The organism is Microcella sp. (assembly GCF_025808395.1).
Taxonomy (GTDB): Bacteria; Actinomycetota; Actinomycetes; order Actinomycetales; family Microbacteriaceae; genus Microcella.
The window spans coordinates 1042679-1067975 of sequence record NZ_CP075524.1 but is presented as its reverse complement, the minus strand read 5'-3'; the positions used below and the strand labels follow the sequence as shown (position 1 = coordinate 1067975).

24 protein-coding genes are annotated in these 25297 nt (G+C 66.9%); 16 read left to right on the top strand and 8 right to left on the bottom strand.

Annotated elements, in window-relative coordinates:
* Positions 1–36 precede the first annotated feature (36 nt).
* Positions 37–1284 carry a glycoside hydrolase family 3 N-terminal domain-containing protein gene (locus KIT89_RS05290; RefSeq protein WP_297603585.1) on the top strand — a complete coding sequence of 416 codons (1248 nt, stop codon included), beginning with the start codon at positions 37–39 and terminating at the stop codon, positions 1282–1284.
* Here the strand turns inward: KIT89_RS05290 and KIT89_RS05285 are convergent.
* Positions 1269–1532 (bottom strand): hypothetical protein, encoded by a 264-nt coding sequence (locus KIT89_RS05285; RefSeq protein ID WP_297603584.1) that lies wholly within the window; start codon positions 1530–1532, stop codon positions 1269–1271. The genes KIT89_RS05290 and KIT89_RS05285 overlap by 16 nt on opposite strands.
* Before the next feature lie 192 nt (positions 1533–1724).
* Here KIT89_RS05285 and KIT89_RS05280 point away from each other — a divergent pair, with 192 nt between their 5' ends.
* Entirely contained in the window at positions 1725–2957 is a 1233-nt protein-coding gene (locus KIT89_RS05280; RefSeq protein ID WP_297603583.1) for a phosphotransferase, read from the top strand.
* Positions 2958–3043: 86 nt separating this feature from the next.
* A complete protein-coding gene (locus KIT89_RS05275; RefSeq protein WP_297603582.1) occupies positions 3044–3385 on the top strand; it encodes a hypothetical protein in 342 nt (113 codons plus the stop codon).
* Positions 3386–3395: 10 nt separating this feature from the next.
* On the opposite strand, the gene KIT89_RS05270 is transcribed toward KIT89_RS05275, so the two are convergent.
* The 3 genes from KIT89_RS05270 to KIT89_RS05260 all read right to left on the bottom strand — a co-directional run bounded on the left by KIT89_RS05270 (position 3396) and on the right by KIT89_RS05260 (position 6650).
* The gene (locus KIT89_RS05270) at positions 3396–4058 is read right to left on the bottom strand and encodes a response regulator transcription factor (protein WP_297603581.1); all 663 of its coding nucleotides are present in this window, start codon (positions 4056–4058) and stop codon (positions 3396–3398) included.
* Complete coding sequence (locus KIT89_RS05265) at positions 4055–5578, bottom strand: cell wall metabolism sensor histidine kinase WalK (RefSeq protein WP_297603580.1); 1524 nt, start codon at positions 5576–5578, stop codon at positions 4055–4057. Before KIT89_RS05265 ends, KIT89_RS05270 begins: the two co-directional genes overlap by 4 nt.
* Positions 5579–5672: 94 nt before the next feature.
* On the bottom strand, positions 5673–6650 hold the full coding sequence (locus KIT89_RS05260) for an App1 family protein (RefSeq protein WP_297603915.1): 978 nt from the start codon (positions 6648–6650) through the stop codon (positions 5673–5675).
* A gap of 178 nt (positions 6651–6828) precedes the next feature.
* Between KIT89_RS05260 and KIT89_RS05255 the strand changes: the two genes are divergently transcribed.
* From KIT89_RS05255 to KIT89_RS05235, 5 genes are all read left to right on the top strand, one after another.
* Positions 6829–7470: a TetR/AcrR family transcriptional regulator gene (locus tag KIT89_RS05255; protein ID WP_297603579.1), complete on the top strand. Its 642-nt coding sequence runs from the start codon at positions 6829–6831 to the stop codon at positions 7468–7470.
* A gap of 160 nt (positions 7471–7630) precedes the next feature.
* Positions 7631–8455 carry an ABC transporter ATP-binding protein gene (locus tag KIT89_RS05250; protein ID WP_297603914.1) on the top strand — a complete coding sequence of 275 codons (825 nt, stop codon included), beginning with the start codon at positions 7631–7633 and terminating at the stop codon, positions 8453–8455.
* Positions 8452–9129: an ABC transporter permease gene (locus KIT89_RS05245; RefSeq protein WP_297603578.1), complete on the top strand. Its 678-nt coding sequence runs from the start codon at positions 8452–8454 to the stop codon at positions 9127–9129. Before KIT89_RS05250 ends, KIT89_RS05245 begins: the two co-directional genes overlap by 4 nt.
* A complete protein-coding gene (locus KIT89_RS05240; protein ID WP_297603577.1) occupies positions 9126–9866 on the top strand; it encodes an ABC transporter permease in 741 nt (246 codons plus the stop codon). The genes KIT89_RS05245 and KIT89_RS05240 overlap by 4 nt, the downstream gene beginning before the upstream one ends.
* A gap of 16 nt (positions 9867–9882) precedes the next feature.
* Positions 9883–10794 carry an ABC transporter substrate-binding protein gene (locus KIT89_RS05235; RefSeq protein WP_297603576.1) on the top strand — a complete coding sequence of 304 codons (912 nt, stop codon included), beginning with the start codon at positions 9883–9885 and terminating at the stop codon, positions 10792–10794.
* Between the two features lie 71 nt (positions 10795–10865).
* On the opposite strand, the gene KIT89_RS05230 is transcribed toward KIT89_RS05235, so the two are convergent.
* Positions 10866–11537: a DedA family protein gene (locus tag KIT89_RS05230; protein ID WP_297603575.1), complete on the bottom strand. Its 672-nt coding sequence runs from the start codon at positions 11535–11537 to the stop codon at positions 10866–10868.
* A 156-nt stretch (positions 11538–11693) separates the two neighbouring features.
* On the opposite strand from KIT89_RS05230, the gene KIT89_RS05225 reads away from it, so the two are divergent.
* The 5 genes from KIT89_RS05225 to KIT89_RS05205 all read left to right on the top strand — a co-directional run bounded on the left by KIT89_RS05225 (position 11694) and on the right by KIT89_RS05205 (position 19163).
* The gene (locus KIT89_RS05225) at positions 11694–13118 is read left to right on the top strand and encodes a cytochrome ubiquinol oxidase subunit I (RefSeq protein WP_297603574.1); all 1425 of its coding nucleotides are present in this window, start codon (positions 11694–11696) and stop codon (positions 13116–13118) included.
* Between the two features lie 22 nt (positions 13119–13140).
* Positions 13141–14157, top strand: a complete 1017-nt coding sequence (gene cydB / locus KIT89_RS05220; RefSeq protein ID WP_297603573.1) for a cytochrome d ubiquinol oxidase subunit II — start codon at positions 13141–13143, stop codon at positions 14155–14157.
* Positions 14133–15881 (top strand): thiol reductant ABC exporter subunit CydD, encoded by a 1749-nt coding sequence (cydD, locus tag KIT89_RS05215; RefSeq protein ID WP_367275888.1) that lies wholly within the window; start codon positions 14133–14135, stop codon positions 15879–15881. The genes cydB and cydD overlap by 25 nt, the downstream gene beginning before the upstream one ends.
* Positions 15878–17551, top strand: a complete 1674-nt coding sequence (gene cydC / locus KIT89_RS05210; RefSeq protein ID WP_297603572.1) for a thiol reductant ABC exporter subunit CydC — start codon at positions 15878–15880, stop codon at positions 17549–17551. Before cydD ends, cydC begins: the two co-directional genes overlap by 4 nt.
* Positions 17552–17732: 181 nt before the next feature.
* The gene (locus KIT89_RS05205) at positions 17733–19163 is read left to right on the top strand and encodes an aspartate ammonia-lyase (protein WP_297603912.1); all 1431 of its coding nucleotides are present in this window, start codon (positions 17733–17735) and stop codon (positions 19161–19163) included.
* A gap of 12 nt (positions 19164–19175) precedes the next feature.
* Here the strand turns inward: KIT89_RS05205 and KIT89_RS05200 are convergent, their stop codons facing one another.
* Together KIT89_RS05200 and KIT89_RS05195 are read right to left on the bottom strand one after the other, a co-directional pair.
* On the bottom strand, positions 19176–19328 hold the full coding sequence (locus KIT89_RS05200) for a hypothetical protein (protein ID WP_297603571.1): 153 nt from the start codon (positions 19326–19328) through the stop codon (positions 19176–19178).
* A complete protein-coding gene (locus KIT89_RS05195; RefSeq protein WP_297603570.1) occupies positions 19312–20877 on the bottom strand; it encodes an Ada metal-binding domain-containing protein in 1566 nt (521 codons plus the stop codon). Before KIT89_RS05195 ends, KIT89_RS05200 begins: the two co-directional genes overlap by 17 nt.
* A gap of 96 nt (positions 20878–20973) precedes the next feature.
* Here KIT89_RS05195 and KIT89_RS05190 point away from each other — a divergent pair, with 96 nt between their 5' ends.
* Complete coding sequence (locus KIT89_RS05190) at positions 20974–22230, top strand: PrsW family intramembrane metalloprotease (protein WP_297603569.1); 1257 nt, start codon at positions 20974–20976, stop codon at positions 22228–22230.
* 16 nt (positions 22231–22246) lie between these two features.
* Here KIT89_RS05190 and KIT89_RS05185 read toward each other — a convergent pair whose 3' ends face one another.
* Positions 22247–23311 (bottom strand): hypothetical protein, encoded by a 1065-nt coding sequence (locus KIT89_RS05185; protein WP_297603568.1) that lies wholly within the window; start codon positions 23309–23311, stop codon positions 22247–22249.
* Positions 23312–23558: 247 nt separating this feature from the next.
* Here KIT89_RS05185 and KIT89_RS05180 point away from each other — a divergent pair, with 247 nt between their 5' ends.
* Positions 23559–24260 (top strand): zinc ribbon domain-containing protein, encoded by a 702-nt coding sequence (locus KIT89_RS05180; RefSeq protein ID WP_297603567.1) that lies wholly within the window; start codon positions 23559–23561, stop codon positions 24258–24260.
* Positions 24261–24413: 153 nt separating this feature from the next.
* Positions 24414–25283, top strand: coding sequence for a DUF4397 domain-containing protein (locus tag KIT89_RS05175; protein WP_297603566.1), 870 nt, complete (start codon positions 24414–24416; stop codon positions 25281–25283).
* Positions 25284–25297 lie beyond the last annotated feature (14 nt).

Sequence of the window (25297 nt, the reverse complement as noted above, 5' to 3'; positions counted from 1 at the left end):
CATCGTACGGGGGCCAGGGCGGGATACGATCAGGCCATGCGACGACGCGTGAGGTGGCGAGCAGTCGCCGCAGCTGTCATGGTCGGCGCTCTCGTCGGCACAACAGCGTGCACTGCTCATTCGACCGACCATGATGCGGCGCCAGCGCCGGCTCGGCTGGTGGGTGCGCCCGCCGCACTCGACGTGCGTGAGATCTACCTGCAGCAGCGCATTGCCACCATGAGCATCGAGCAGAAGGTCGCGGCGCTCGTCATGATTCACGTTCCCGGCACCGACCCCGCACGCATCCGTGACGTGGTCGACGCTCATGGTTTCGCTGGCGTGATTCTGATGGGTGACAACATCGCCGGTCTTGCTCCCGTGGTGGCGGGCCTGACTTCAGCGCTGAACAGTGAGGTTGGCCTGCCGGTTCTCACAGCGATCGATCAAGAGGGCGGCATCGTTCGACGATTGCGCGAGGACAACGCTCCGGCCGCGCGAGCACTGCGCGACTTGCCGCCAGAGGCCGCTGAAGACGCGTTTCGTGAACGCTCGTCCCTGGTCGCCCAGGCCGGCGTGCTGATCAACTTTGGCATCGTGGCCGACGTCACCCCCGACCGGTCGTCGTTCATCATGAGCCGAACGCTCGGCGAGTCTCCCGACGCCTCTGCTGATCGTGTCGCAGCGGCGGTTCGCGGCGAGCGGGGCATCGTTCTCTCCACTCTCAAGCACTTTCCCGGTCATGGCGCCAGCCCCGACGATTCGCATGTCAGCATTCCTCACTCGTCAATCGGAATGACCGAATGGCGTGCCACGCACGCCGTGCCCTTTCGCGCAGGCATCGCCGAGGGTGCCCAGCTCGTCATGATGGGGCACTTGCAGTTCTCTCGAATCAGCCCCTTGCCCGCGTCGCTCTCGCCGACGTGGGTGGCAATCTTGAGGCACGAACTCGGCTTTGACGGTGTGATCGTCACTGACGACTTGCTGATGCTGCAGCGCTCAGGCATTGCTGACTATCGCGACCCCGTCGAGAACGGCGTGCGTGCGCTCGCCGCGGGCAATGATCTTCTGCTCTACGTACTGCCTGGTGACCCGTCGACGGTGGGCGTCGACCTCTCTGGCCTGGTGACGGCGCTCGCCGCCGCAGTCGATGACGGTCGGCTTGATGAGTCACGCATCGACGCCTCGCTGCATCGCGTGCTCGGTCTGCGCCGCGACGCGAGCGTCGAGATCGGGCCCTTCATCGATTGCGGGCCGAAGTGCTGGGGTAGCTCTGAGGCCGGTGGCGATCAGTCGAGCGGCTGAGGCAGCGGAAGCTCGACGTCGACGACGCGTTCGATCAGCGGCTGGTTGACCGCACCGCGTTTCGGTCCGGTGGCGAAGGCGGGGTCTGCCGCGGCAATCGTTGTCGTGATGGCGCCGAGCACGATTGCCAGCGTCGCAAGCCCGGTGATGAGAGCGGTGATCGGAGTCAGTCGCCGGTGGCGCTCGAGCGAGACAACGAGCGCGCCGACCAACACGAGGGTGGCAGCGGTCACGGCAAGAGCAATCATGCTTCGTCGCCTCCCGCTGGGTGTCGGGATAAAGGGTGGGGCGCTCGGGTGCGCCTCTGCACGGCCTCGATGACCGGTGCTCGAATTTCATGATACTCCGTCAAGACTTCAACCGGGAGCCCCGCAACAGGGGGTGTCGCGACTCGCCGCCGGTGAACGAACCGGGTGCTCGCGACCAGGCAGAATGGAAGGGTGACATCACCGGGGGGGCGATTGCGGCATCGAGATGTTCTCGAAGCGGTTGCTACGTCGCTCGAGTCCCGACTGGTCGACGCTCATGCACTTCAGGTCGAGCCGACGGGCAACGGCTTCACCCACGGGTACCGGGTGAGCATGATCGACGATGCCGGTTCGACGGCCGAACACACGGTGTTCGTCGAGACCTCGCCTCCTGAAGCGACTCGACCAGGTGTCTTGACGCTCAGTAATCCTTCGACGGGAGAGAAGGTCGATGTCTGGGTCTACCCAGCAGACCCCGCTCTCCCAGCCCTCCGAACCGCGGTGTACGCCGAAGCGGCGGGAGTGGTGCTTGCCAGACTGGGACTGCCCGTCGACGACTTGCGCGTCAGCCTCGCGGCGTATCGGCCAGGCAAGCGCGCGGTGGTGCGAGTCGACACCACCGGCACGGCATATTTCTTGAAGGTCGTTCGCCCGCCCGCAGCTGAGCCGTTGCAGGCTAAGCACACCCTCTGGCGCGAGAACAGGGTCGCGGTGCCCGCAGTACTCGGCTGGAGCGAAGAGGGGCTCGTCGCGCTCGAAGCCCTCGACGGTGCTGAGGTCATTTCGGTGCTCGACCGGGTGCAGCATCCGGCCGCGTTGCTCGACGAGATCGAGCGAGTTGTCTCGGGAATCGCAAGCGTGCCGTCGACGGCGGCTGCTCGTGCCTCGCTCGTGCGCCGAATCGACTGGTATGAAGACCGCCTGATCGAGCAGTTGCCCGAGCATGATGGGCTCATCGAACGCACTGTCAGAACCATCACGCGCCGGTATCGTGCGGGTGGCGCACCACCGCCGTCGATGACAGTGCACGGCGACCTGCACCTGGCGCAGCTGCTCGTCGACCCCGACAAGCCGACTGCCATCACCGGCGTTCTCGACATCGACACCTCTGGCTGGGGTGACCCTGCTGACGACGCTGCGGCGCTGTATGCCCATCTGATCGCCACGGTCGTGCATGACGGGGGCAGTGGCGCCACGGTGCGGGCCCGTCGATGCTCGGTGCTCGCTGACGGCTGGCGACGACGCTGGTTCTCGGCCTCAGAAGCCGGGTTCACCGATCGCGCTCACGCCATCGCCGCCACTCAGTTGCTGGGCCATGCACTCTCGCGATCAGCGGCGGGGTCTGCCGGAGCCGCCGAACTTCTCGAGCGCGCCCACCGTGTCGTCCATGCAGACGAGAGGCCCCTCACTGGCTCGTCGTGGTGAGCTCATGAGAGTTTTCTCATTCCGTAGCACGATCCTTCTCATGCTGGTCGCGCACACTGGTGGTGACGAACTGAGGGGAACTGACGATGGCGACCGCACCGCGCTGGATAGCGATCACAGCTGCGTCTGCACTCGGCATCGGTGCACTCGCGAGCGGCGCCGTCGGAATCGCGAACGCTGTGCCCTTGGTCGACTCGATGACGACCGCAGAGGTTCCCCCCATCTCAACAGTGCCGGGCGAGCTGAAAGGTTCGGGCCGCTACGTCACTCTCGATGGAGAGTCGAGTGTCGAGCCCGGGCAGCCGACCGAGCCCGCATCAGCTCCCACAGTGGTGCCCGCACCCGCGCCGCCAGCTCAGCCGGTAGCTCCGCAGCCCGCGTCGTCAGTCAGCCCGCCGAGCCCTGCGAGCGTCGACTCGGCAGACTGACGCTCGGCGCTCAGACCAGTCGATAACCCATCCCCCGCACTGTCTCGATGCGATCGGCTCCGATCTTGCCGCGCAAGTAGCGCACATAGACATCCACGACGTTCGAGCCGGGGTCGAAGTCGAACCCCCACACCCTGCTCAGCAGCTGCTCGCGCGACAGCACCTGATCGGGGTGGCGCAAGAACTGCTCGGCGAGGGCGAACTCTCGAGCGGAGAGATCATTCGTGACCGTGCCGACACTCACACGTCTCGTCGTCAGGTCGAGAGCGAGGTCACCGTGCCGAAGCACGGTCTCGGCGACGGCCTGTTGGCTCGATTCACGCAGACGCAGGCGGATGCGGGCCACGAGCTCGTCGAACTTGAACGGCTTCGGCAGGTAGTCGTTGGCGCCGCCGTCGAGACCGGCCACCGTGTCGTCGACTGCAGTACGTGCGGTGAGCATGATGATCGGCATTGTCTCGCCGTTCGCTCGCAGGCGAGTGAGCACCTCAAATCCGTCGATTCCGGGTAGCCCAACATCGAGCAGCACGAGATCGAATGACCCCGTGGCGACGTAGTCGAGCGCGGCGCGCCCATCCGTGACGACCGTGGGCGTGTAGCCCGCAGCCGCGAGGCCCTTCTCGATGAAGGTTGAGATTCGCGTCTCATCCTCGACGATCAAGATGCTGGTCACGGTGTGCTCCTCGAATCGGTAGTGGGCGCGTCGTCGAGGTCTGCATCGAAACCCTGAGCTGGCGGCGGCGCTGAACCGCCGTCGACGGTCGGCACGACGATGCCGAAGCGAGCACCAGAGGCCGAAGTGTCAAGACTGACGTATCCTCCGTGGGCGCGGGCGATTGCGGCGACGATCGGCAGCCCGAGCCCCGAACCACTGATGCCGCGACCGGTGTCGGCACGGCCAAAGCGTTCGAAGATGCGGCGCTCTGCACCGTCCGGAATGCCGGGCCCTTCGTCAGCCACCCAGAATTCGACGCTCGCGTCGTAGCGAGTGCTTCCCACCCTGATCGCCGATCCCGCCGGCGAGTACTTCGCGGCATTGTCGGCCAATTGCAGCCAGGCTTGCGTGATGCGGTTTGGCGACACTCTGGCGACCACCTCGGCCGCGCCTTCGAGTTGCCAATCGTGGTCAGAGATCGCCTGCATCTTGCTGAAGACCATCGCAGTCAGGTCGGCGACATCAGTGGCCTCGACGAGTTCGATCGCGCGCTCAGCTCTCGCGAGAGCGTCGATGTCATCGACCAGGCCGGTCATGCGGTCGAGCTCGTCGATGGCGATTTCGCGTACCGCTCGCACATCGGCAGGGCTGTTTTCGTCGAGAAGCTCGAGGTGGCCGCGCACAATCGTGATGGGTGTCTTCAACTCGTGCCGCACGTCATCGAGCAGTTGGCGCTGACCGGTGATGGCCTCGTCGATGCGGTCAAGCATGTCGTTGACCGTCTCGGTGAGCGCTGACACGTCATCGTTTCCATTGACGGGGATGCGCTCAGAGAGGTCTTCTGCCGTGATGCGAGATGCCGTCTCAGAGAGTATTCGAATCGGCGCGAGCAGCCGTCCGGCGACGAACCATCCGGCGACCGCGATCGCGGCGAGCGAGAGCAGGGCTAGACCGGCGTAAGTGAGAAAGGCGCCTGCCACTTCGTCGACCGCCCGTTGGGCATCCACCGCCGCAACGAAAGTGCCTGCCTGATCGTCACCCGCGATCGTGACCGGAACCGAAACGTAGCGAAGCGTGCCCACGCTGGTGATCGCGGTGCCGAGCGTGACCCTGCCCGACGCTGCTTCGGCCCACACACGATCGATGAAGTCTGGGTCGTCTTCGAGATGGAAGGCGATCTCGGTGCCGGGAATGAATCGTGCAACGCCGTCGATGATGGCCACGCTGCTCTCGTGGCGACCGGGCACGAGCCGAGACATGACCGCGTTGAGCGCCGACTCGACCGTGGTGAAGGTCGTCGTGTCGAGGTCGGCCACCGCAGTAGAGTCGCCGTCGGCAGCGACTGTGACGCCGGTGACGATGGCGCGCGCGGCCTCGACCGAGCCCAGCAGTTCGGCATCGATCGCGCTCAGGACGCGATCGCGCTGCACCACGTAGGCCGCGAAGCCCGAGACAGCCATGCCGAGGCTCGTCACAATGAGGATCACCGCGAGGATGCGCGACCGCACCGACCAGCGGGGCATCGCAAGGGGCGCCATGCCCCCATTATCGTGCGGGGCGCCACCCCGCAGTCGCGCGAATGAGAACACTCTCACGCTCGAGAGCGGTCGACCTCACTTCGAGGGCGAAGGCTCAGCCGCCGTCGTCGATCGTGATGAACCCAAGCCGGGCCAGCTGGTGAGCGAGCCCTGCCCCGTCGGGGGCCCATACCCATGGTGCGGCGTCACCCCGCGACAGTTCGCTCTCATCGGCGCGACTGCGCCCACCGGCGAACACCGCTTCGGGCGTCGAGAGCTGTCGAATGGCCACGGCGGCAACGTTCTCGGGGTGCGATTCGGCGAAAGCTCGGTAGAGCTCTTCGTCGTGCTGGCCGTCGTCGCCGATGAGCACCCAGCGAATGTCAGGAAACTCTCGGGCGAGGCGTTCGAGGCTGTCGCGCTTGTGCTCCCGACCGCTGCGGAACAGCCGGTCGTGCGTCGGCCCCCAGTCGGTCAGCAGCATCGTTCCGGGCGGGTACAGGTTGCGGCTCATGAATCGGTCGAGCGTCGGGGCGACGTTCCATGCGCCCGTTGACAGGTAGACGACGGGCGAGCCGGGGTTCTCACGAGCGAGCCTCTCGAGCAGCACGGCCATGCCGGGCACGGGGCGCCGCGCGTGCTCATCGAGCACGAAGGTGTTCCAGGCTGCGAGAAAGGGGCGGGGGAGGGCGGTGACCATGACGGTGTCGTCGATGTCGCTGACGATGCCGATGCGCGCGTCGGGCTCGACGACGAAGATTCGCGCCGTGACCTCGGCAGATCCGTCTGCCTGCAGGCGGATCGATCGCACGCCGGGCTCGAGCGGAATAGCGATGTCGACGTCGACGACTCCGCCGCGATCGGCCGTGACGGTGAACTCGTCGTCGCCGACGCGAATGGTCACGGGGCAGTCGGCGACGGGGATGCTCACAAAACTGCGCCACCCGCGAATCGTCGCTCGTGCCTTCGTGCTGGCGACCGGCCGCGCGAGCAGCACGCGGCAGAGCACTCGGATCCAGCCGTCGCCACCGTATCCGCTGTAGGGAATCACGACCGGCACGAGACCTCGGCGCCGCCCGAGTCGCTCGCGCATGCGGTGAAATCGGTCTTCGAGGCCTGACGCCCACTTGGCCCATCGGGCCGGTCGGGCCGAGTCGTCTGTCGTCGTCTCGGCAGTCACCTGACCAGTCTTGCAGAATCGCAGAACGAACGTTCTCCCCGTTAATCCTCAGGTCGAGGAGTACAGTGGCGCACGTCGAAAGGTACGAACCGTGATCACCCTCGAATCAAGTGCAGCGTTCGCCTCTGCTGCCGCGCCCATCCGCAACGAGCCCGTGCAGGCGCGCAGCACCGCGCGCCTCGCCACTCTTCTCAACTCGGCAGCCGCGGTGATCGATGAGATCGGCTATGAGCGACTCACGACGGCCATGGTCGCCGAACGTGCCGGCGCATCGATCGGAACGGTCTACCGGTACTTCCCTGACCGCATCGCGGTCTTGCAGAGCCTCGCAGCCCGCAATGTCGAGCGGCTCATGGGTCGCGCCGACGAGCAGCTGGCCTCTGGCCGTCACGACTCGGCGCTCGATGCGGTGCTGGCGATCAACGCCGTCACCATCGATCTGTTCCGCACCGAGCCCGGCTATCGGTCGTTGCGGGCAGGCGATGTGCTCGATCTGCTGCCGCCCACGACCGAGGCGTCTGCCAACAGTCTGTTCGCCGAGGCCGTGAGCGATGCGCTCGTCGCGCACTACGGGGTGGTCGACTCCGCCGATCTGCGTCGGGCGATCGGCACGGCCGTCGAGGTCATCGATGCACTCACGGCGCGCGCGTTCTCACGAAACCCTCAGGGAGACCCCGTGCTGCTCGCTGAGGCCGAGCGCGCGGTGCGCGCGGTGCTCGCCGACGTTCTGTAGCGCGGCTCGTGACGCGTCACCCGCGTGCGGGTGACTGGAGAACTGCCCTTAATCGGCCCGAACTGATGCTGTCTCGGCTCCGAATGCTGTTTGACTGAGGGTGCGCTGTGCGTTGCCTTCGGGGTGCGCCGTGAGCACTGGCAGACGAGAAGAGGGCATCGTGATCGAGTTTCGCTCCATCTCCAAGAGGTTCGACGACGGCACGATCGCGGTCGACGACTTCAGCCTCGTCATCCCCTCGCGCCAGACGACCGTGCTGGTCGGGTCGAGCGGGTGCGGCAAGACCACGCTGCTGCGCATGGTCAACCGCATGGTCGATGCGACGAGCGGCGAGCTGCTGATCGACGACGAGAATGTCGCGACGATCGAGCCGGTGAAGCTGCGTCGGCGCATCGGCTACGTCATGCAGAACTCGGGTCTCTTGCCTCACCGCCGTGTCATCGACAACATCGCCACGGTTCCGAGGTTAAACGGCGTGCCGAAGCGCGAGGCCCACGAGCGAGCGCTCGAGTTGATGGACACCGTGGGGCTCGACCGCGCGATGGCCGAGCGGTACCCCGCACAGCTGTCGGGCGGTCAGCAGCAGCGCGTCGGCGTCGCCCGGGGGCTCGCCGTCGACCCGAACATCTTGCTCATGGACGAGCCGTTCGGTGCTGTCGACCCCATCGTGCGCGCCGACTTGCAGCAAGAGCTGCTGCGCCTGCAGCGTGAACTGGGCAAGACGGTCGTGTTCGTGACGCACGACATCGACGAGGCCTTTCTGCTCGGCGACCAGGTCGTCATTCTCGAGAAGGGTGCTCGCATCGCCCAGAAGGGCTCGCCGCACGAGATTCTCGCGAACCCCGCCAACGACTTCGTGGCGAGCTTCATCGGCGCTGATCGCGGCAAGCGAGCGCTGAGCATCCGTGAGATCGACGGTGCCAGCGTGCTCGTCGATGCCGACGGCAACGCCGCCGGCCGCCTCGTGGAGGCGGGTCCGGCGTGACCTGGGTGCTCAACAATCTCGATCTGATTCTGCAGCTGACGTTGCAGCACATCAGGCTGAGCATCATTCCGATCGTGCTGGGGTTCGTCATCGCCCTGCCGCTGGGGTGGGTCGCCTATCGCTACCGATTGACCCGGGGTCTCGTGCTGACGCTCGTCGGCCTGCTCTACACGATTCCGTCGCTCGCGCTCTTCGTCATCTTGCCGCCGCTGCTGGGCACGCGCATTCTCAGCGAAGCCAACGTGCTCATCGCGCTCACGATCTACGCGGTCGCGATTATGACCCGGTCGGTCGCCGAGGCGCTCGCGAGTGTCGACGGGGGCGTCACGCAAGCGGCAACCGCAATGGGCTACTCAGGCTGGGGGCGGTTCATGACCGTCGACCTGCCCCTCGCGGGGCCGGTGCTGCTCGCAGGCTTGCGCGTCGTCGCGGTCAGCACCGTGAGCCTGCTGACGGTCGGCATCGTCGTTGGCGTGCAGAGCCTCGGATACCTCTTCACGAACGGCTTTCAACGGCAGATCATCGAACAAGTGCTTGCGGGAGTGGTCATGACCGTGCTCATCGCGTTGATGTTCGACGCGATCCTCGTATTGCTGGGCCGGTGGCTCATGCCATGGGCACGACTTTCGCAATCGCCCCGTCGCGCCCTCGTGCCGAGTGAGGTGACGACGTGAACATTTTCGGCGACGCCTTCTCCTGGCTCTTCGACGCTGAGAACTGGCACGGCCAGAACGGCCTGATTGAGCTCACGGGGCAACACTTGTGGTTCACATTGCTCGCTGTCGTCTTCGCGGCGCTCGTGGCCGTACCGGTCGGGTGGCTCATCGGTCACACGGGGCGCGGCCGCGAGCTCGCTGTCGGCATCGCGGGCGCTGCTCGCGCGTTGCCCTCGTTCGGCCTGGTGTTTCTCTTCGTCATGATGTTCGGGGCGCGCAACAGCGGGCCGGCCACCGTGCTCGTCCTCGTCGTGCTGGCGATCCCTCCGATTCTCGCCGGGGCCTATGCCGGGCTAGAGGTCATTGATCGACGCACTCTTGATGCGGCTCGGGCAATGGGCATGACCGAGTGGCAGATTCTATGGAAAGTCGAAGTGCCGCTCGGCTTGCCCTTGCTGCTTGGCGGACTCCGGAGTGCCACGTTGCAAGTGGTGGCAACCGTAAGCCTCGCAGCGTTCTTAGGGCTCGGCAGCCTCGGTCTGCCCATCATCCAGGGCATCGCGCTGCGCGACTACGACCGCATGCTCGGGGCGGCCATCCTCATCATCGTCATTGCTCTCGTGCTCGACGCGGTCTTCGCGCTGCTCGAGAAGTTCGCGGTGCCGCGCGGTGTGCGCGCGGCACGCGCCCCAGAACCCCGCACTGCGCCAACCGGGCGTCGTGCGGCGGTGGTCACCACGGCCACCACCACATAGAGAAGAGAAGACACGCATGTTCACAGCAAGGAACAAGGGCCGGCTCGCCATGACGGCGGCCGCGGTCGGGGCATCATTGGCCCTGGCAGGGTGTGCATCGGGCGACCCGCTGGCGCCCGAGCCTGAAGCCGAGGGCTCTGGCGAGACGATCGTCATCGGCTCGCAGGCCTATTACTCGAACGAGATCATCGCCGAGATCTACGCTCAAGCGCTCGAAGACGCAGGCTTCGACGTCGACCGCAACTTCGCCATCGGTCAGCGAGACGCCTACATTCCCGCCATCGAGGCAGGAGAGGTCGACCTGTTCCCGGAGTACACCGGCAATCTGCTGCAGTTCTGGGTGCCAGACACGACGGCCACGCAGGCCGATGAGGTCTACGCCGAGCTGCAGGCAGCCGTGCCGGCCGGTCTGCAGGTGCTCGACCAGTCGTCGGCCACCGACCAAGACAGCTACAACATCACCGCCGACTTCGCCGCGGCGAACGGGCTCGAGTCGATCGGCGATCTCGCCGGCGTCGACGGCCTCATTCTCGGCGGGTTCCCCGAGCTCGAAGAGCGCCCGTACGGCCCGAGCGGCCTGCTCGAGGTCTACGGCGTCACCGTGGGCTTCCAGGCAACGGGCGACACCACCGTCGAGTCGCTCCTCGAGGGCATCGTGAACGTCGCCAACGTCTACAGCGCCGACCCTCGCATCGGGTCGAACGGTCTTGTGACGCTCGCCGACCCCGAGGGGCTCTTCTTGGCCTCGAACGTCGTTCCGCTCGCGTCGGCCGACCTGCCGGCTGAGGCCGTGGCGATCATCAACGCCATCAGTGCGGCCCTCACTCCTGAGGGTCTCGTCGAGCTCAACGTGCAGAGCACGGTCGAGCAGCAGTCGACCTCGGCGATCGCCGCGCAGTGGCTCGCCGACAACGGGTTCATCTCCTAGTCGAGCAGAGCATCCATTCGCCGGAAGGGGCGAGAACCGCACTGGTTCTCGCCCCTTTCGGCTGTCGTCAGTCAGTCGTCGCGCGTCGTGGCGTCGCCGTCGCCCGGTCGGTCGGCGAATCGCGCCACATAGCGATCGAGCAGCTTCTTGACCCCGAAGACCAGCAGCCAGAAGCCGACGATCGCAGCCACGAAGATCAGGGCTGCCGAGTCGAGGGTCTCGGCGATGCTGCGGTATCCCACTGCAGCCGCAGACCCGACAGAGACGTAGGCGAACGACCAGATGATGCAGGCAGGCGTCAGCCAGAGCATGAAGGTCTTGTAGCGCAGGGTGCTCATGCCGACGACGAGCGGCGTGAGCGAGTGCAGCACGGGCAAGAATCGCGACACGAACACGGCGATGCCGCCCCGGCGATCGAGAAAGTTCTCGGCGCGCTGCCAGTTCTTCTCTCCGATGCGGGCACCGAGTCGGGATGCCCGCAATCGCGGCCCGAAGTACCGACCGATCGCGAAGCCGAGTGAGGCTCCCGCGAGCGCTCCGACGATGACGACGATCGACAGCGACCAGTACTCGAGGGGGCTGGCGACCGCGGTGCTGGCGACCAGGACGACGGTGTCGCCGGGAACGATCAGGCCCAGCAGAATGGTCGTCTCGAGCATGATGAAGATGCCGGCGAGGGCGGTGCGCAGCACGGGGTCGACGCCTTGCACGAGGTCGAGAATCGCGTCGAGCCACTCGTTCACAGCACGAGCCTAGCCGCGAGTTCTCTGCAGAGCCTCTGACCGCGATGACGATTCAGGACCTTCGGCCCGTGTGGAGCATCCACCGTGGTTTCTAGGCTCAAGACTGCGGCGGAGTGCCGCACTCTCACCCTCTCTCTGCAAGGCAGGTGACCCCTCGTGGTCGAATGGCTCGATCCGCTCTTGTTGGCCCGGTGGCAGTTCGGTCTGACGACTCTCTACCACTTCCTCTTCGTTCCGCTCACGATCGGCATGGTGATTCTCGTCGCCATGTTCCAGACGGCGTGGGTGCGCACCGCGAATCTGAAGTATCTGCACCTGACGCGACTGTTCGGCAAGATCTTCTTGATCAACTTCGCCATGGGCGTCGTCACCGGAATCGTGCAGGAGTTTCAGTTCGGCATGAACTGGAGCGACTATTCGCGCTTCGTCGGCGACGTCTTCGGCGCCCCGCTCGCCATGGAGGGCCTGCTCGCATTCTTTCTCGAAGCGAGCATGATCGGGCTCTGGATCTTCGGGTGGGACAAGCTCTCGGCCAGGCTGCACCTCGCGGTCATCTGGCTGCTGGCGCTCTCGACGACCCTGTCGGCGTACTTCATCCTCGCCGCCAACGCCTTCATGCAGAACCCCGTGGGTTTCGAGATCAATGAAGAGCTCGGTCGCGCTGAGCTCACCGACATCGGTGCCGTGCTCACGAACCCCGTCGCCCTCGCACAGTTTCCGCACACCATCTTCGCCTCGGTCATGTTCTCGGCCGTGGTCGTCGTCGCGGTCGCCGCGTACCACTTGTCGAAGGGCCAGTACCTCGATGAGATGCGCACGGCGCTGCGTTTCGGCCTCATCGTCAACATCGTCGCCTTCGTCGGCGTCGCGCTCACGGGTGACCAGTTGAGCATCGTCATGACGCAGACCCAGCCGATGAAGATGGCCGCGGCCGAAGCGCTCTACACGACGACGGCGGGAGCCTCATTCTCGATCTTCTCGCTCGGAACCCCCGATGGTTCAGCCGAGGTCTTCTCGATCAGAATCCCGTACCTGCTGTCGTTCCTGTCGACGCACGACTTCATGGGCACGGTCGAAGGAATCAACGACCTGCAGGCGCAGTACGTGCAGCAGTTCGGCCCCGGCGACTACACGCCCATCATCTGGATCACCTACTGGAGCTTCCGGTGGATGATCGGCCTCGGCGCACTCGCCGCCCTGATCTCGGCGGTGGGCCTGTGGGTCACCCGTGGCGGGCGCACTCCGCAGGGCTGGATGTGGAAGGTCGCGATCTGGTCGGCTCCGCTGCCGCTCGTCGCGAGCCTCGTGGGCTGGATCTTCACCGAGATGGGCCGGCAGCCGTGGATCGTCTTCGGGCTCATGCTGACCGAAGACGGAGTATCACCAGGTGTCTCGGGCCTGGAGGTTCTGATCTCGCTCATCGCCTTCACGCTCATCTACGGTGCCCTCGCGGTGGTCGAGTTCAAGCTCATCATTCGCGCGGCGGTCGACGGCCCCCTCGAGTGGGCGAAGTACGACGCCGACCACACCGGCGACGGCGACGTTTCCGTCGACCCCGCCAAGCTCGCGACCGTCTACTAGAGAATCGAAAGAAGCACACATCATGGATCTCGCCATCCTCTGGTTCGGCATCGTCGGATTCTTCTTCATCGGGTACTTCGTGCTCGACGGGTTCGACTTCGGTGTTGGAATGGCCATGCCCTTCCTCGCGAAGGACGACACCGACAAGCGCGTCATGATCAACACCATCGGCCCGGTGTGGGATCTCAATGAGACGTGGCTGATCGTTGCAGGAGCATCCCTGTTCGCCGCCTTCCCCTACTGGTACGCGACCCTGTTCGACGGCTTCTACCTGGCCCTGCTGCTGATTCTGCTGGCGCTCATCGCGCGAGGCGTCTCGTTCGAGTACCGCAGGCTCGGCAAGTCGACGCAGTGGAAGGCCTGGTTCGACTGGATGATCATCATCGGCTCGGCCGTGCCGGCGCTGCTTTGGGGCGTCGCCTTCGCCAACATCATCCAGGGTGTGGCGATCGACGCGAGCGGCACATACACCGGAACGCTCTTCGACCTGCTCAACCCCTACGGTCTGCTGGGCGGACTCACCACCCTGATGCTGTTCTTCACGCACGGGGTGCAGTTCATCGCGCTGAAGACCGACGGCGAGCTGCGCGCACGCGCGCAGTCGTTGGCGGTGCGGTCGGGGCTCATCACGATCGTGGTGGCGGCGTCGTTCTTGGTCTGGACGGTGCTGCAGCACCTCGATATCGCGCACCTGCCCGTGCTCGTCGCGCTCGCGGCGGCGGCGGCGGTCGCGCTGATCGGGTCGTGGGTGGCCAACCGCGTCGGGCGCGAGAAGTGGGCGTTCGGTCTCATGGCCGTCACGATCACGTTCGCGGTGTTGAGCATTCTGGCTGCCCTGTTTCCGAACGTCATGCCGTCGACGACCGACCCGGCGTACAGCCTCACGATCGCCAACGCCTCGAGCTCTCAATACACTCTCGAGGTGATGACGTGGGTGGCCGTGGTGATGCTGCCGCTCGTGCTCGCCTACCAGGCGTGGACGTACTGGGTGTTCAGGCGCCGCATCACTCGTGAATCGATTCCGGTGGCTGCGCACTGAAGCCCCTCGACCCCCGACTGCTGCGCACCGCGTCGGCCGCCCGCACTCTGCTGGCGGTCGGCGCGGTCGTCGCCGTCGCGCACACACTCAGCGTCATCGCGTTCTGCTGGTTCGCGGCTCAGGCCGTCGTCGGCGTCATCGACGGCGTGCCGGTGCTCGAGCTCGGCGAACCGATCATCGCCACCGCCATCGCCATCGCACTGCGGGCGAGCACCCAGGCGTCGCTCGACGCCCTGGCCGTGCGCGGAGCCGCCACGGTCAAGAGCCAGTTGCGGGCTCGGGTGATCGCGGCGGTCGACGAGGGCGGGTCGACGACGCTCGGCGACCGTTCGAGCGCGCACGTGGCGACGGTGGTCGGCCAGGGGCTCGACGCCATGGACGGCTACATCGGCAAGTATGTTCCGCAGCTGATCCTCACCGCCGTCGCGACTCCGCTCGTCGTCGCGGCGCTGCTCATGGCAGACCTGGTGACGGGCATCACCGTGATTCTCACGCTGCCGATCATCCCCGTCTTCATGGTGCTCATCGGCATGGCGACGCAAGCGGTGCAGCGTCGCCAGTGGCGCTTGCTCGGCACGCTCGCGCAGGGCTTTCTCGAGGTGGTGCAGGGCCTGTCGACGCTCATGGTGTTCGGTCGGCAGCATCGGCAGGTCGACCGCATCGCGAGCGTCACCGAGCACTATCGCCGCAGCACGATGAAGGTCTTGCGGCTGTCGTTTCTGTCGGGCTTCACCCTTGAGCTCGCCGCAAGCTTGTCGGTCGCGCTCGTGGCGGTGTCGGTGGGCGTGCGACTCATCGACGGCGACATCGGTCTGGCGCTCGGTCTCTTCGTGCTCATCCTCGTGCCCGAGGCCTACTTGCCGCTGCGGCAGGTGGGTGCGCAGTTCCACGCCGCGAGCGAGGGCATCGCGGCGGCCGATGACGTGCTCACGCTGCTTGAGTCCGCGCCACCGGCGCCCCCGGCGTCACGGTCGACGTCGAGTGGTCGCTCGTTGCTGCCACCCGCCGCGGTAGCGGCAGCAACTGACCACTCGACGCGTTCCCGAGCCACGAGCGCCGTGCCCGCGCTGGCCGTGCGCGATCTCACGGTGCGACGCGGCGATCGGGTGGTGATCGATCGCCTGACTGCTGCATGGATGCCCGGCACGGTGCTCGCCATCACGGGCCCGAGCGGCGCGGGCAAGAGCTCGCTGCTCGGCGCAGTGCTGGGCTTCGTCGAGGCCGAGGGTGTGGTCGAGCTCGACGCAGTGCCACTGAGCCCGGCAGATCGCATGCACCGCATCGCCTGGGCGGGGCAGCGCCCCGAGCTCACCGGGGGCACGCTCGACGACGTCGTCGCGCTCGGTGCTGCGACGGTCGACGCTGCACTCGTCGAGCGTTCGCTCGCGTGGGCCGCCGTCGACGACGTGCCGCGTGGCACCGTCTTGGGCGCGGCGGGCGAGGGGCTCTCGGGCGGCCAGGCGCAGCGGGTCGCGCTGGCTCGTGCGCACTATCGCGCCGTCGAGCGAGGCAGCAGAGTGGTGCTGCTCGACGAACCGACTTCGGCTCTCGACGCGGTCACCGAAGGGCGTGTCATCGAGGGGATGCACCAGCTTGCGGGGCAGGGGCGACTCGTGGTCGTCGTGACGCACCGGCGTGCCGTGATGGCGGCGGCGGATGCTGTGCTCACCGTCGACAGCGCGGTGCAGCCGCGCTCCGCCGGCGTCGAGGGGGTCGCACGATGAGCTCACCGGCACGCACCGCTCGTCGGCCCATTCTGCGCGCCTCGCTGCCGCCGATGCGCTCGCTGTGGCCTGCGCTCGCGCTCGGAGTGCTCGCGAGCGGCTCGACGGTCGCGCTGCTCGCGACCAGTTCGTGGCTCATCGCTCGAGCCGCCGAGCAGCCGCCGATTCTGTTTCTCGGGTTCGCGATCGTCGGCGTGCGCGCCTTCGCCCTGGGCCGAGCGGTGTTCCGCTACCTCGAGAGGCTGACCGCTCACGACGCGGCGTTCCGAGCACTCGGCACGCTGCGCGTCAGCGTCTTCCGACGACTGCTGCCGGTCGCGCCAGACGGGTTGCGCGGCGTGCGTCACGGTGACCTGCTCACGGCCCTGGTGCGCGATGTCGACGCCCTGCAAGATCTTCCGCTGAGGGTGCTGCAGCCGATCGTCACGGCGCTCACGGTGGCAGGTCTGGCCGTGGTCGGCGTCTGGTGGGTGACGCCTGCGGCGGGTGTCGCCCTGCTCATCGGTCTCGTCGTGACGACCGCGGTCGCCGCTGTCGTGATGTCGGCGCTGAGTCGCGGTGCCGACTCGCGCATCGCGCCGCTGCGTGCCCAGCTCGCCGACGCGGTGCTCGAGTATGTGACGCGCTGGCAGACCTTGCGCGCGTTCGGCGCCGATGCCGAACGACGAGATCGGGTGATGGCGCTCGACGCCGCTCTGCGCCGGGCGCAGACGCGCCAGTCGGCAGCCGCCGGTGGTGTCGCCGCCCTCTTCACGCTCGGTGCCGGCGTCACGGTGCTGGCGACCCTCATCGTCGCTGAACCCTCGCACCTGAACGGCTCGATCACCGGACCGGTGCTGGCCATGCTCGTGCTCATTCCGCTCGCGGTGTTCGAGCTGGTGGCGGCGCTGCCGACGGCACTCTCGGCATGGTGGCGAGTGCGCGCGAGTGCCGACCGCATCGCGACGATCATTCCCGACGAGGTTCCGGCCGAGATTCCCTCAGCGCCCGAGCGCGGGGTCGACGCCTCACGGCTCGAGGCGACGGTCAGGCTGCGTGGGGTGTCGGCTCGGTGGCCGGGCGAGTCGCGCGACGCCCTCAGCGGCATCGACCTCGATCTGACGGCCGGAGATCGGCTGCTCGTCGAAGGATCGAGCGGGGCGGGCAAGACCAGCCTCGCCCACGTGCTCGTGCGCTTTCTCGATCACGAGGGCGAGTATCTGCTGGGCGGCGTGAACGTGCGAGAGCTGCACCCCGATGAGGTTCGCACCAGGGTCGTGCTGTGCGAGCAGGCTCCGCATCTGTTCGATGAGAGCATCCGACAGAATCTGCTCTTCGCGCGCGATTCGGCCACCGATGCCGACCTTCTCGCGGTGCTCGACCGGGTCGGGCTGGGGGAGTGGTGCCGAGCGCGCGGAGGGCTCGACGCGCCGGTCGGTGAACGCGGCCGCCTCGTGAGCGGTGGCGAGGCGCAGCGCATCTCGCTCGCGCGAGCCCTGCTCACCGAGGCTCCGGTGCTGGTGCTCGACGAGCCGACCGCCAACGTCGACCCCGCGCAGGCCGAATCGTTGCTCGACGAGCTGCTGGGCGCCGCGGCTGGTGCCGAGCGCGCCATCGTCGTGATCTCGCACACGCCCGTGGCAGACAGGCTCATCACCGCTCGGCTTCGCCTGCCCCTGCCGACAGACTGACGACGAGGGCGGGCGAGCGCCACTAGGCTAGGTGCCGCCACCGCATTGCAACCGACCCTCGAGGAAGAGGATTTTCAGCATGGTGCGCACCACCGGCCCTGGCCCGAGCTTCGCCACGAGTGATGACGGGGTTCCGATCTACCGACCGGGCCTCGACGAAGACCCCGACTCGCCTCGCGCCATGCGCACCGAGCGCGACAGTCTCGGCGAGATGCCGATTCCGGCAGACGCCTACTGGGGAATCCACACGGCCCGAGCGCTCGTGAACTTTCCGATCACCCGTCGCGCTCTCTCCAATCACCCCAACCTGATCATCGCGCTCGCGATGGTGAAGCAGGCGGCGGCGCGGGCCAACAAAGAGATCGGAGTGCTGCGCGCCGAACGGGCAGACCTCATCGACCAGGCGTGCAGCGAGATCATCGACGGCCACCTGCACGATCAGTTCGTGCTCGGTGTGCTGCAGGGCGGCGCGGGAACGAGCACGAACATGTGCGCCAACGAGATCATCGCCAACCGCTGCCTCGAACTCATGGGCAAGCCGAAGGGCGACTACGACAGCTTTCACCCCAACGACCATGTGAACCGCAGCCAGTCGACGAACGACGTGTACCCCACGGCGATCAAGCTGGCGATGGTGTTCAGTCTGAAGAGCCTTCTCGACGAGCACCGGCTGCTCATCGACTCGTTCGCGGCGAAGGGCCAAGAGTTCGCCCAGATTCTGAAGGTCGGGCGCACGCAGATGCAAGATGCCGTGCCGATGACGCTCGGGCAAGAGTTTCGGGGCTTCGCCACCACGCTCGGCGAAGATCAAGAGCGCTTGAGCGAGATCATTCCGTGGCTCAACGAGATCAACATGGGCGCGACGGCGATCGGCACCGGCATCACGGCTGATCCGCGCTATGCCGAAGCGGTGCGACACCACTTGAGCGAGATCTCGGGCTACACGATGGTCACGTCGCCCGACCTCATCGAGGCCACGAGCGACACGGGCATCTTCATGACCGTGTCAGGAACCCTCAAGCGCGCTGCGGTGAAACTCTCGAAGATATGCAACGATCTGCGGCTGCTCTCGAGCGGACCGCAGGCGGGGTTCGGCGAGATCAACCTCCCCCCGCGTCAAGCCGGAAGCTCGATCATGCCGGGCAAGGTCAACCCGGTGATTCCCGAGGTGGTCAACCAGGTGGCCTTCTCGATCATCGGTGCCGATGCCACGGTGACGGCGGCCGTCGAGGGCGGGCAGCTGCAGTTGAACGCTTTCGAGCCGGTGATCGCGACGAGCATCATGCAGTCGCTCGCCTGGATGACCAACGCGTGCCGCACACTGCGACTCAACTGCATCGACGGCATCACGGCGAACACCGATCGGCTGTCAGAGATGGTCGAGGCGAGCGTCGGCGTCGTGACCGCGCTGACTCCTTACATCGGCTATCAGCAGTCGGCCTCGCTTGCCTACGAGGCCCTCTCGACCAAGGTGCCCATCCGTCAGCTCGTCATCGAGCGCGGGCTCATGACTGAAGCCGAGATCGCGAAGCTGCTGTCGCCCGAGCGCTTGAGCGGAGTGGTGCCGGCGACGGGCGCGATTCCTCTGCCGATGGTGGCGCCTGAGAGCTGAGAGCCGCCGAGCTCAGGCAGGTCGTTCGTCGTCGATCGCGGGCGCCTCGGGTTCGGCCTCGATGCGTTCGTCGGGGTCGACGGTCGGGGGCGGTACGTCGACGACATCGTCGTCGAGCTCGACGGAGCGTTCGTCGTCGAGGTTCGGTTCATACTCGCGATCCATGGGTGTCTCTCCTCGTCGTGGTCGATGGCTCTCCTCCAGTGTCTCGCGCTGCCCGCTGCGGCGCCACCGGGGCGGCCGCGCGCCACAAATGCTGGGTTGCATACGACCGCCACGGTGCCCACCGTGCGCCGAGGGCCTCTGCCTCTCGAGTGGTCGAGGCAGCTCCGGCGAGGCTGAGGCTGCGCAGCAGCACGAGGTCGGTCGAGAGCAAGATGTCGGGCGAGCCGAGCACGCGCATGGCCACATAGTCGGCCGTCCACGGGCCGACTCCGGGCAGGGCGAGCAGGCGAGAGCGCAGTTCGGCGGTGCTCAGGCCGACATCGAGCTCGACCTCTCCGCGCGCGATGGCGATCGCCGCCCCATGAATCGCTCGCACTCGGCTGGCGGGCCCGCGCAGCACCTCGCGGCCTCGCTCGGCGAATGCCTGCGGTGACGGAAACGGGCGCAGTCGAGGTGGAGCATCTGATGACTCGCGGCCGTCATCCAGCTCGAGAGCCAGCCGAGTGAGCACGGTGCGAGTCGAAGCCAGCGAGATCTGCTGCCCGACCATGGTGCGCAGCAGCGTCTCGGCAGGATCGAGGCCTCCCGCAATGCGGATTCCTGGCGCTGCGCGCACGAACGGCCCCAGCAGCGGGTCGTGGCGCAGGGCTTCGTCGATGGCTCGGCTGTCTGCATCGAGATCGAACCAGCGCCGAACCCGCGCGGTGAGGGGCGCGACATCGCTTAGAGCTCCGAGCCGAGCTGTCACCTGCACACCTGGGCGCTGCCGATCGAGCACGACCCGCACGTGTGCGTCGCCGCCGGGCAGCGTGATGAGTCGCTCGACGCTCCCCGCGTCGAGGTCGACCACTTCGACGCCGCCGATGGCATGATCGGCGAGGTAGCGCAGCACCCCGTCGCCGTCGAAGGGGTCGCGGGCCGCCAGTCGCAGCGAGACCGTCGTGCCGTCGACGCCGGGTTCGGGTCGTGCCCCCTGTCTGCCCCGTCGAGCGAGTGATCGCAGCTCGAGGGGTGTCAGCTGATACACCTCGCGCACCGTGTCGTTGAACTGGCGAACGCTCGAGAAGCCGGCCGCGAAGGCGACCTGCGAGGCGGGAAGGTCGGTCGCGGCCAAGAGCGACCGAGCGGTGTCGGCGCGGTGCGCGCGGGCCAAGGCGAGCGGGCCTGCGCCCAGCTCGTGCATGAGCACTCGCGCCAGATGCCGCGGCGTGTATCCGAGTCGGGCTGCCAGGCCGGGCACCCCGTCGCGCTCGACCACTCCGTCGACGATGAGGCGCATCGCCCTGCCCGCCAGATCGTCTCGCAGGTTCCAGTCGGGGTTGCCTGGCACGGCGTCTGGTTGGCATCGCTTGCACGCCCGCAACCCGGCCTCGTGCGCGGCGGCAGCGGTGGCATAGAACCGAACGTTGTGGGGCCGCGGAGTGGCGGCGGGGCAACTGGGCCGGCAGTAGATGCCGGTCGAGTGCACACCGGCGATGAACTGCCCGTCGAATCGGGCATCGCGCGAGGCGAGGGCGCGATAGCAGCGGTGATGATCGAGTGCGGGCATGCCACCACGGTGGCAGGAATCACGAGCACGTACTAGCGGAAATCAGACATCACCCGTGACTGCCGCAGAGGGCCTCGCCCCACTACAGTTTCCCCCATGGTCGAACCCTCACCGCCCCTGTCGTTCAGCCGCACCCCCGACTACACCGCTACCGCAACCGGGCACGCCGAAGCGCCCCCGCTGCAGTCGGCGCCAGCCGACGTGCAGCTCGAGACGGCGGCGCCGCAGCAGGGCGTCGCCGCACCGCAACGACGCACCAACGTCGCTCTTGTCATCGCGTCGGTCATCGGGTTCATCGCGGCCTCACTGGCCCTGCTCTTCGTGCTCGCCTACCTGTTCGTCGGGCTGGGGGCAGCGGGTGTCGTCATCGGTGGAGTGATGGCACTCGTGCCGCTCGCGATCGTGTTCTGGGGCATCCGCTGGATCGATCGGTGGGAACCCGAACCGCGTGGCGCCCTCGTCTTCGCGTTCATGTGGGGAGCCGGCGTCAGCGTGCTCATCGCCCTCGTTATCGATGCCGAGATTCAGAACGTCATCGCCTCTGCCGGTCTGGGCGGCTTCGGGGTGGAGTTCTTCGGGTATGCGGTGCAGGCTCCGATCGTCGAAGAGGTGGGCAAGGGTCTCGGCGTTCTGCTGCTCTTCTTCGCGGTGCGCCGCCACTTCGACGGCCCGGTCGACGGCATCGTCTACAGCGCCTGGGTCGCTGGCGGCTTCGCCTTCACTGAGAACATCTTGTACTTCGGGGCAGAGCTGCTGTCGTCGTCGACCGCCAGCACGCTCGAGGTGTTCTTCGTGCGCGGCATCATGTCGCCGTTCGCCCACGTCATGTTCACTGCCTTCATCGGTGCTGCGATCGGCTATGCCGCGCAGAAGCCGGGGTGGTGGCGCGGAGTCGTCGCCTTCGGCGTCGGTCTGGTGCCCGCCGTGCTGCTGCATGCCTTCTGGAACGGCGTTCTGTTCTTCATCAGCGACTTCTACGGCTACTACGTGCTCGTGCAGGTGCCGATGTTCGTGATCGCGGTCTGGCTCGTCTCGCTGCTGCGCAAGCAAGAGCAGCGCATCACCGCGCTGCGATTGGCCGAGTACGCAGCGGTCGGGTGGTTTCACGAGCAAGAGGTGGCGATGCTCTCGAACCCCGCGGGCAGGCGCGCCGCGATGGCCTGGGCGCGCACGAACGGCGTCGCACCCGTCATGAAGGCGTTCATCCGCGACTCGACATCGCTCGCCTACGCTCGGCAGCGCATTCTGGGCGACCGCGACACGATCGGTGCGCAGGCAGACGAGGCAGAACTTCTTCGCCGCGTCGCGGCGTCGCGCCACACCTTGCGCGGCACTGCCTCGAGCCCGCAGTGAGCGTGCAGGCGCCTGGTCACTGCAGAAACGAGAAGACGATCGGCACGACCCAGGCGACCACGATCACCCCGATCACGATGATTCCCGCCCAGCGAACGCTGCCCTTCAGGCGCTGACCGGCGGGAGCCACGATGTTGGCGCTGAAGACGCCGATGCGCTCGTCGACGTAGCGGTCGGTTTGCGAGAGGGTTTTCGCGCCGACCGTCGACACGATGCGCAGCAGTCGTTGGTAGGTGGCGGGGTCGGCGAGGGGAAAGGGTCGAGCTGCGTAGACGAAGAGCCAACGGTCGATGATCTCGACGTCGAAGGGGGCCGCTTCGTCGATGAGCAGGGCCATGAGGTCGGGCGTGAAGACATACAGCGCGTCGCGTTCATACTGCTTCGGGCAGTAGAGGGTGAAGTACCGGTCGAAGTCGCCTTCGAGCGAGAGCACTTGGTCTCGTCTGAAGGCGGTGGGCAGGTTCGAGGCCCCGAACATGCCGTTGTTGGCGGTCGAGTCGAGCAGCATGTGAGGCAGAGCGCGATCGAGGTGCATGGCCAGAAAGCCCCACCGGTGAGTGGTGCGGCTCTTGCCGCTGCCCGTGACGTAGGTGTAGTTGCCGAAGTCGATGAACCTGCCGTCTGGGGTGCGGAAGTGATCGGTGACGAGTCGCGATGATCCGAGGCCGAAGATCGCGCCCGGGTAGGAGGGGGCAGGGCTTCGGGGCTCGAAGATGAGCCCGTTGGCGGCGGCGAACCGGCTCATGCGCACGCGCTGCTGCCACGACTGCTGTGCACTGCGCAGAAACCGCACGGCGAGTACGACGGCGACGACGACGATGACGAGCCCCGGCAGCGCTGCGACCGACTCGGTGATCGGTCGCGCTCCGCTCGCGATGGCGACAACAGTGACGAGCAGCGGAAAGACGACCACGAGGCTCATCGTCATGATCACCAGTGCGGCGATCACCCACGTGACGACGCGAGTGATGTGCTCGTGAGCGGCGTGCGTCGATGCTCTCGCCAGCTCGGCCCGATACTGCACGACGTCGTCACGCGACACCTCGGCGAAGAGGGGGGTGTAGTCGATGGTGCGATCCACACGCTCAGCCTGTCATGCGCTGTTCGTGCCGTGTGAAACAGACTCGCCGCCCAGTGGCGGGGCGATGCCTCCGGCGCTTCTGGGCGGCGAGTTGATCTGATTCCAGTCTGCACCGGGCGAGCGTGCGCCGCAAGACCCGCTCGATCGTGATCGCTCTGCACCGCGAAGTGCACAGGCCGCAGGTCGGCGCCACCTGCGGTTGCTAGCCTGTCGGGCGTCGCTTCGACCAGCAGAGGAATCCGCCGCCATGCCCACCTGCACCGCCTGCCGCGCTTCGGTGCGCGATGGCGCGCGCTTCTGCACGCGATGCGGCACGGCGATCGATGCGGTGCAGGATGCTCCCGTCTCGCTGCCCGCACCGGCGAGCCTGCCCCTCAGCGTGTCTCCCGCGTCACCCGAACCCGCTGTCGCACCCGAACCCGCTGTCGCACCCGAACCCGCTGTCGCACCCGAACCCGCTGTCTCGCCTGAACCTCCCGCGTCGCCGGCGCTTCCGGAGCCTGCGCTCGCATCAGAGCCGAGCGAGGTGGCACCATCGGCCATCCCCGCGCGCATCGCGCCACGAGTGCACCGTCGTGCTCCCGCGGCGCGCAGCACCGCGGCGACCTGGTCGCTCGTCACGGGCATCGCGCCGCTCGCCCTCTCAGTGGTCGGCAACCTGGTGGCGACCGAGCTCGGCAGGGTGGCACTCGCCCGCGTCGAGAACGGCGAGCCCGACGGGGCCTGGGCTGCGGTGTTCTTCGTGCTCGCGGTGATGTTCGTCGGCAATGCCGCACTCATGACCGTGTGCGGCATCACGGGCACGCGCGCGATTCGTGAGACGGCCAATGGAGTCACCCGTGGTCGCGGTCTGGCGGTCGCCGGGCTTGCGGCGGGGGGAGTGAATCTCGTGCTCTGGATCGCCGGGCTCGTCGTGACCGTGGGCGGTCTCAACGCGGTGCTCTCCTGATCGCTCGCGCAGTCGCGCGCGCTCGTTCTCAGGCAACTGCCAGGTTGTGGCGCATCCGCCGAGCGGGTCTGCAGAGAAGTGATGAGTGAAGGCACTTCCGCCTCACTCCCCGAGAGGGGATCACTCCCTCGGGAGACCTACCAAGGAGGAACCATGCACAAGCGCATTCTTGCGGGGCTGGGCGTTGCCGCCCTCGCCACCGTTGGCTTCGCCGCTCCGGCGAACGCGTTCGACGCCGGAAAGGCTGACCTGTACCTGGTCCACGCCTTCCCCGCGACCGCGACAATCCCCGACACGACGGTCGACATCTCGATCGCCGGCGGCGCCATCGATCTTCCCGGTGTGCCGGAGGGTGTGGCCGCTGGCCCCGGCCTTGCGGCCCCGAACGTCGCAGTTGCCGCTCTCGGCAACCTCGATCCCGGAACGTACAACGTGACCATCACGCTCGCGGGCACCGCCACCGAGCTCTTCAACCAAGACGTGACGCTCGCGGCGAACAAGTCGTACACCGCCGTGGCCCACCCCGCGATCGGTGGAGCCTTCACGGTCTCGATCTTCGAGAACCAGGTCACCGCGGCTGCCGGCAACGGTGTCATCACCGTGCGCCACACCGCCGACGTCGTGCCGGTCAACATCTACTCTGACGGCACCGAGCTCGCGGGCCCCCTCGCGAACCCCAACCAGGCGGTGCTCGAGGTTCCTGCCGCGACGTACCCCAACGTCTACGCGGGTGTCGACGCCGCAACGCCGGCGATCTCGCTCGGTGATGTGACCCTGCCCGCGGCCACGAACATCTTCGTGCACGCCTACGGCCCTGACACTGAGGGCGACTTCAGTGCCGTCGTGTTCAGCTTCGGTGGTCTCACCACGCCGAGCGGCGTGCCCGGTGGCACGGCAGGTCTGGTCGACGAGGGCGCTCCGCTCAACGCGGCTGCCCTGGGCGGCATCGCGGCCCTCGTGCTCGCGCTCATGGCCGGTACTGCTCTCGTGGTGCGCACCCGCACGGCGACGGTCAACCGCTAAGGCACGATGAACCG

Bases quoted from the DNA above. Each gene is read 5' to 3' on its own strand.
- cydB (WP_297603573.1), top strand. From the start codon at position 13,141: ATGGATCTCGCCATCCTCTGGTTCGGCATCGTCGGATTCTTCTTCATC.
- cydC (WP_297603572.1), top strand. From the start codon at position 15,878: ATGAGCTCACCGGCACGCACCGCTCGTCGGCCCATTCTGCGCGCCTCG.
- KIT89_RS05235 (WP_297603576.1), top strand. From the start codon at position 9,883: ATGTTCACAGCAAGGAACAAGGGCCGGCTCGCCATGACGGCGGCCGCG.
- KIT89_RS05180 (WP_297603567.1), top strand. From the start codon at position 23,559: ATGCCCACCTGCACCGCCTGCCGCGCTTCGGTGCGCGATGGCGCGCGC.
- KIT89_RS05195 (WP_297603570.1), bottom strand. From the start codon at position 20,877: ATGCCCGCACTCGATCATCACCGCTGCTATCGCGCCCTCGCCTCGCGC.
- KIT89_RS05275 (WP_297603582.1), top strand. From the start codon at position 3,044: ATGGCGACCGCACCGCGCTGGATAGCGATCACAGCTGCGTCTGCACTC.
- KIT89_RS05265 (WP_297603580.1), bottom strand. From the start codon at position 5,578: ATGGCGCCCCTTGCGATGCCCCGCTGGTCGGTGCGGTCGCGCATCCTC.
- KIT89_RS05260 (WP_297603915.1), bottom strand. From the start codon at position 6,650: ATGCGCGAGCGACTCGGGCGGCGCCGAGGTCTCGTGCCGGTCGTGATT.
- KIT89_RS05290 (WP_297603585.1), top strand. From the start codon at position 37: ATGCGACGACGCGTGAGGTGGCGAGCAGTCGCCGCAGCTGTCATGGTC.
- KIT89_RS05285 (WP_297603584.1), bottom strand. From the start codon at position 1,532: ATGATTGCTCTTGCCGTGACCGCTGCCACCCTCGTGTTGGTCGGCGCG.
- KIT89_RS05175 (WP_297603566.1), top strand. From the start codon at position 24,414: ATGCACAAGCGCATTCTTGCGGGGCTGGGCGTTGCCGCCCTCGCCACC.
- KIT89_RS05200 (WP_297603571.1), bottom strand. From the start codon at position 19,328: ATGGATCGCGAGTATGAACCGAACCTCGACGACGAACGCTCCGTCGAG.
- KIT89_RS05205 (WP_297603912.1), top strand. From the start codon at position 17,733: ATGCGCACCGAGCGCGACAGTCTCGGCGAGATGCCGATTCCGGCAGAC.
- KIT89_RS05190 (WP_297603569.1), top strand. From the start codon at position 20,974: ATGGTCGAACCCTCACCGCCCCTGTCGTTCAGCCGCACCCCCGACTAC.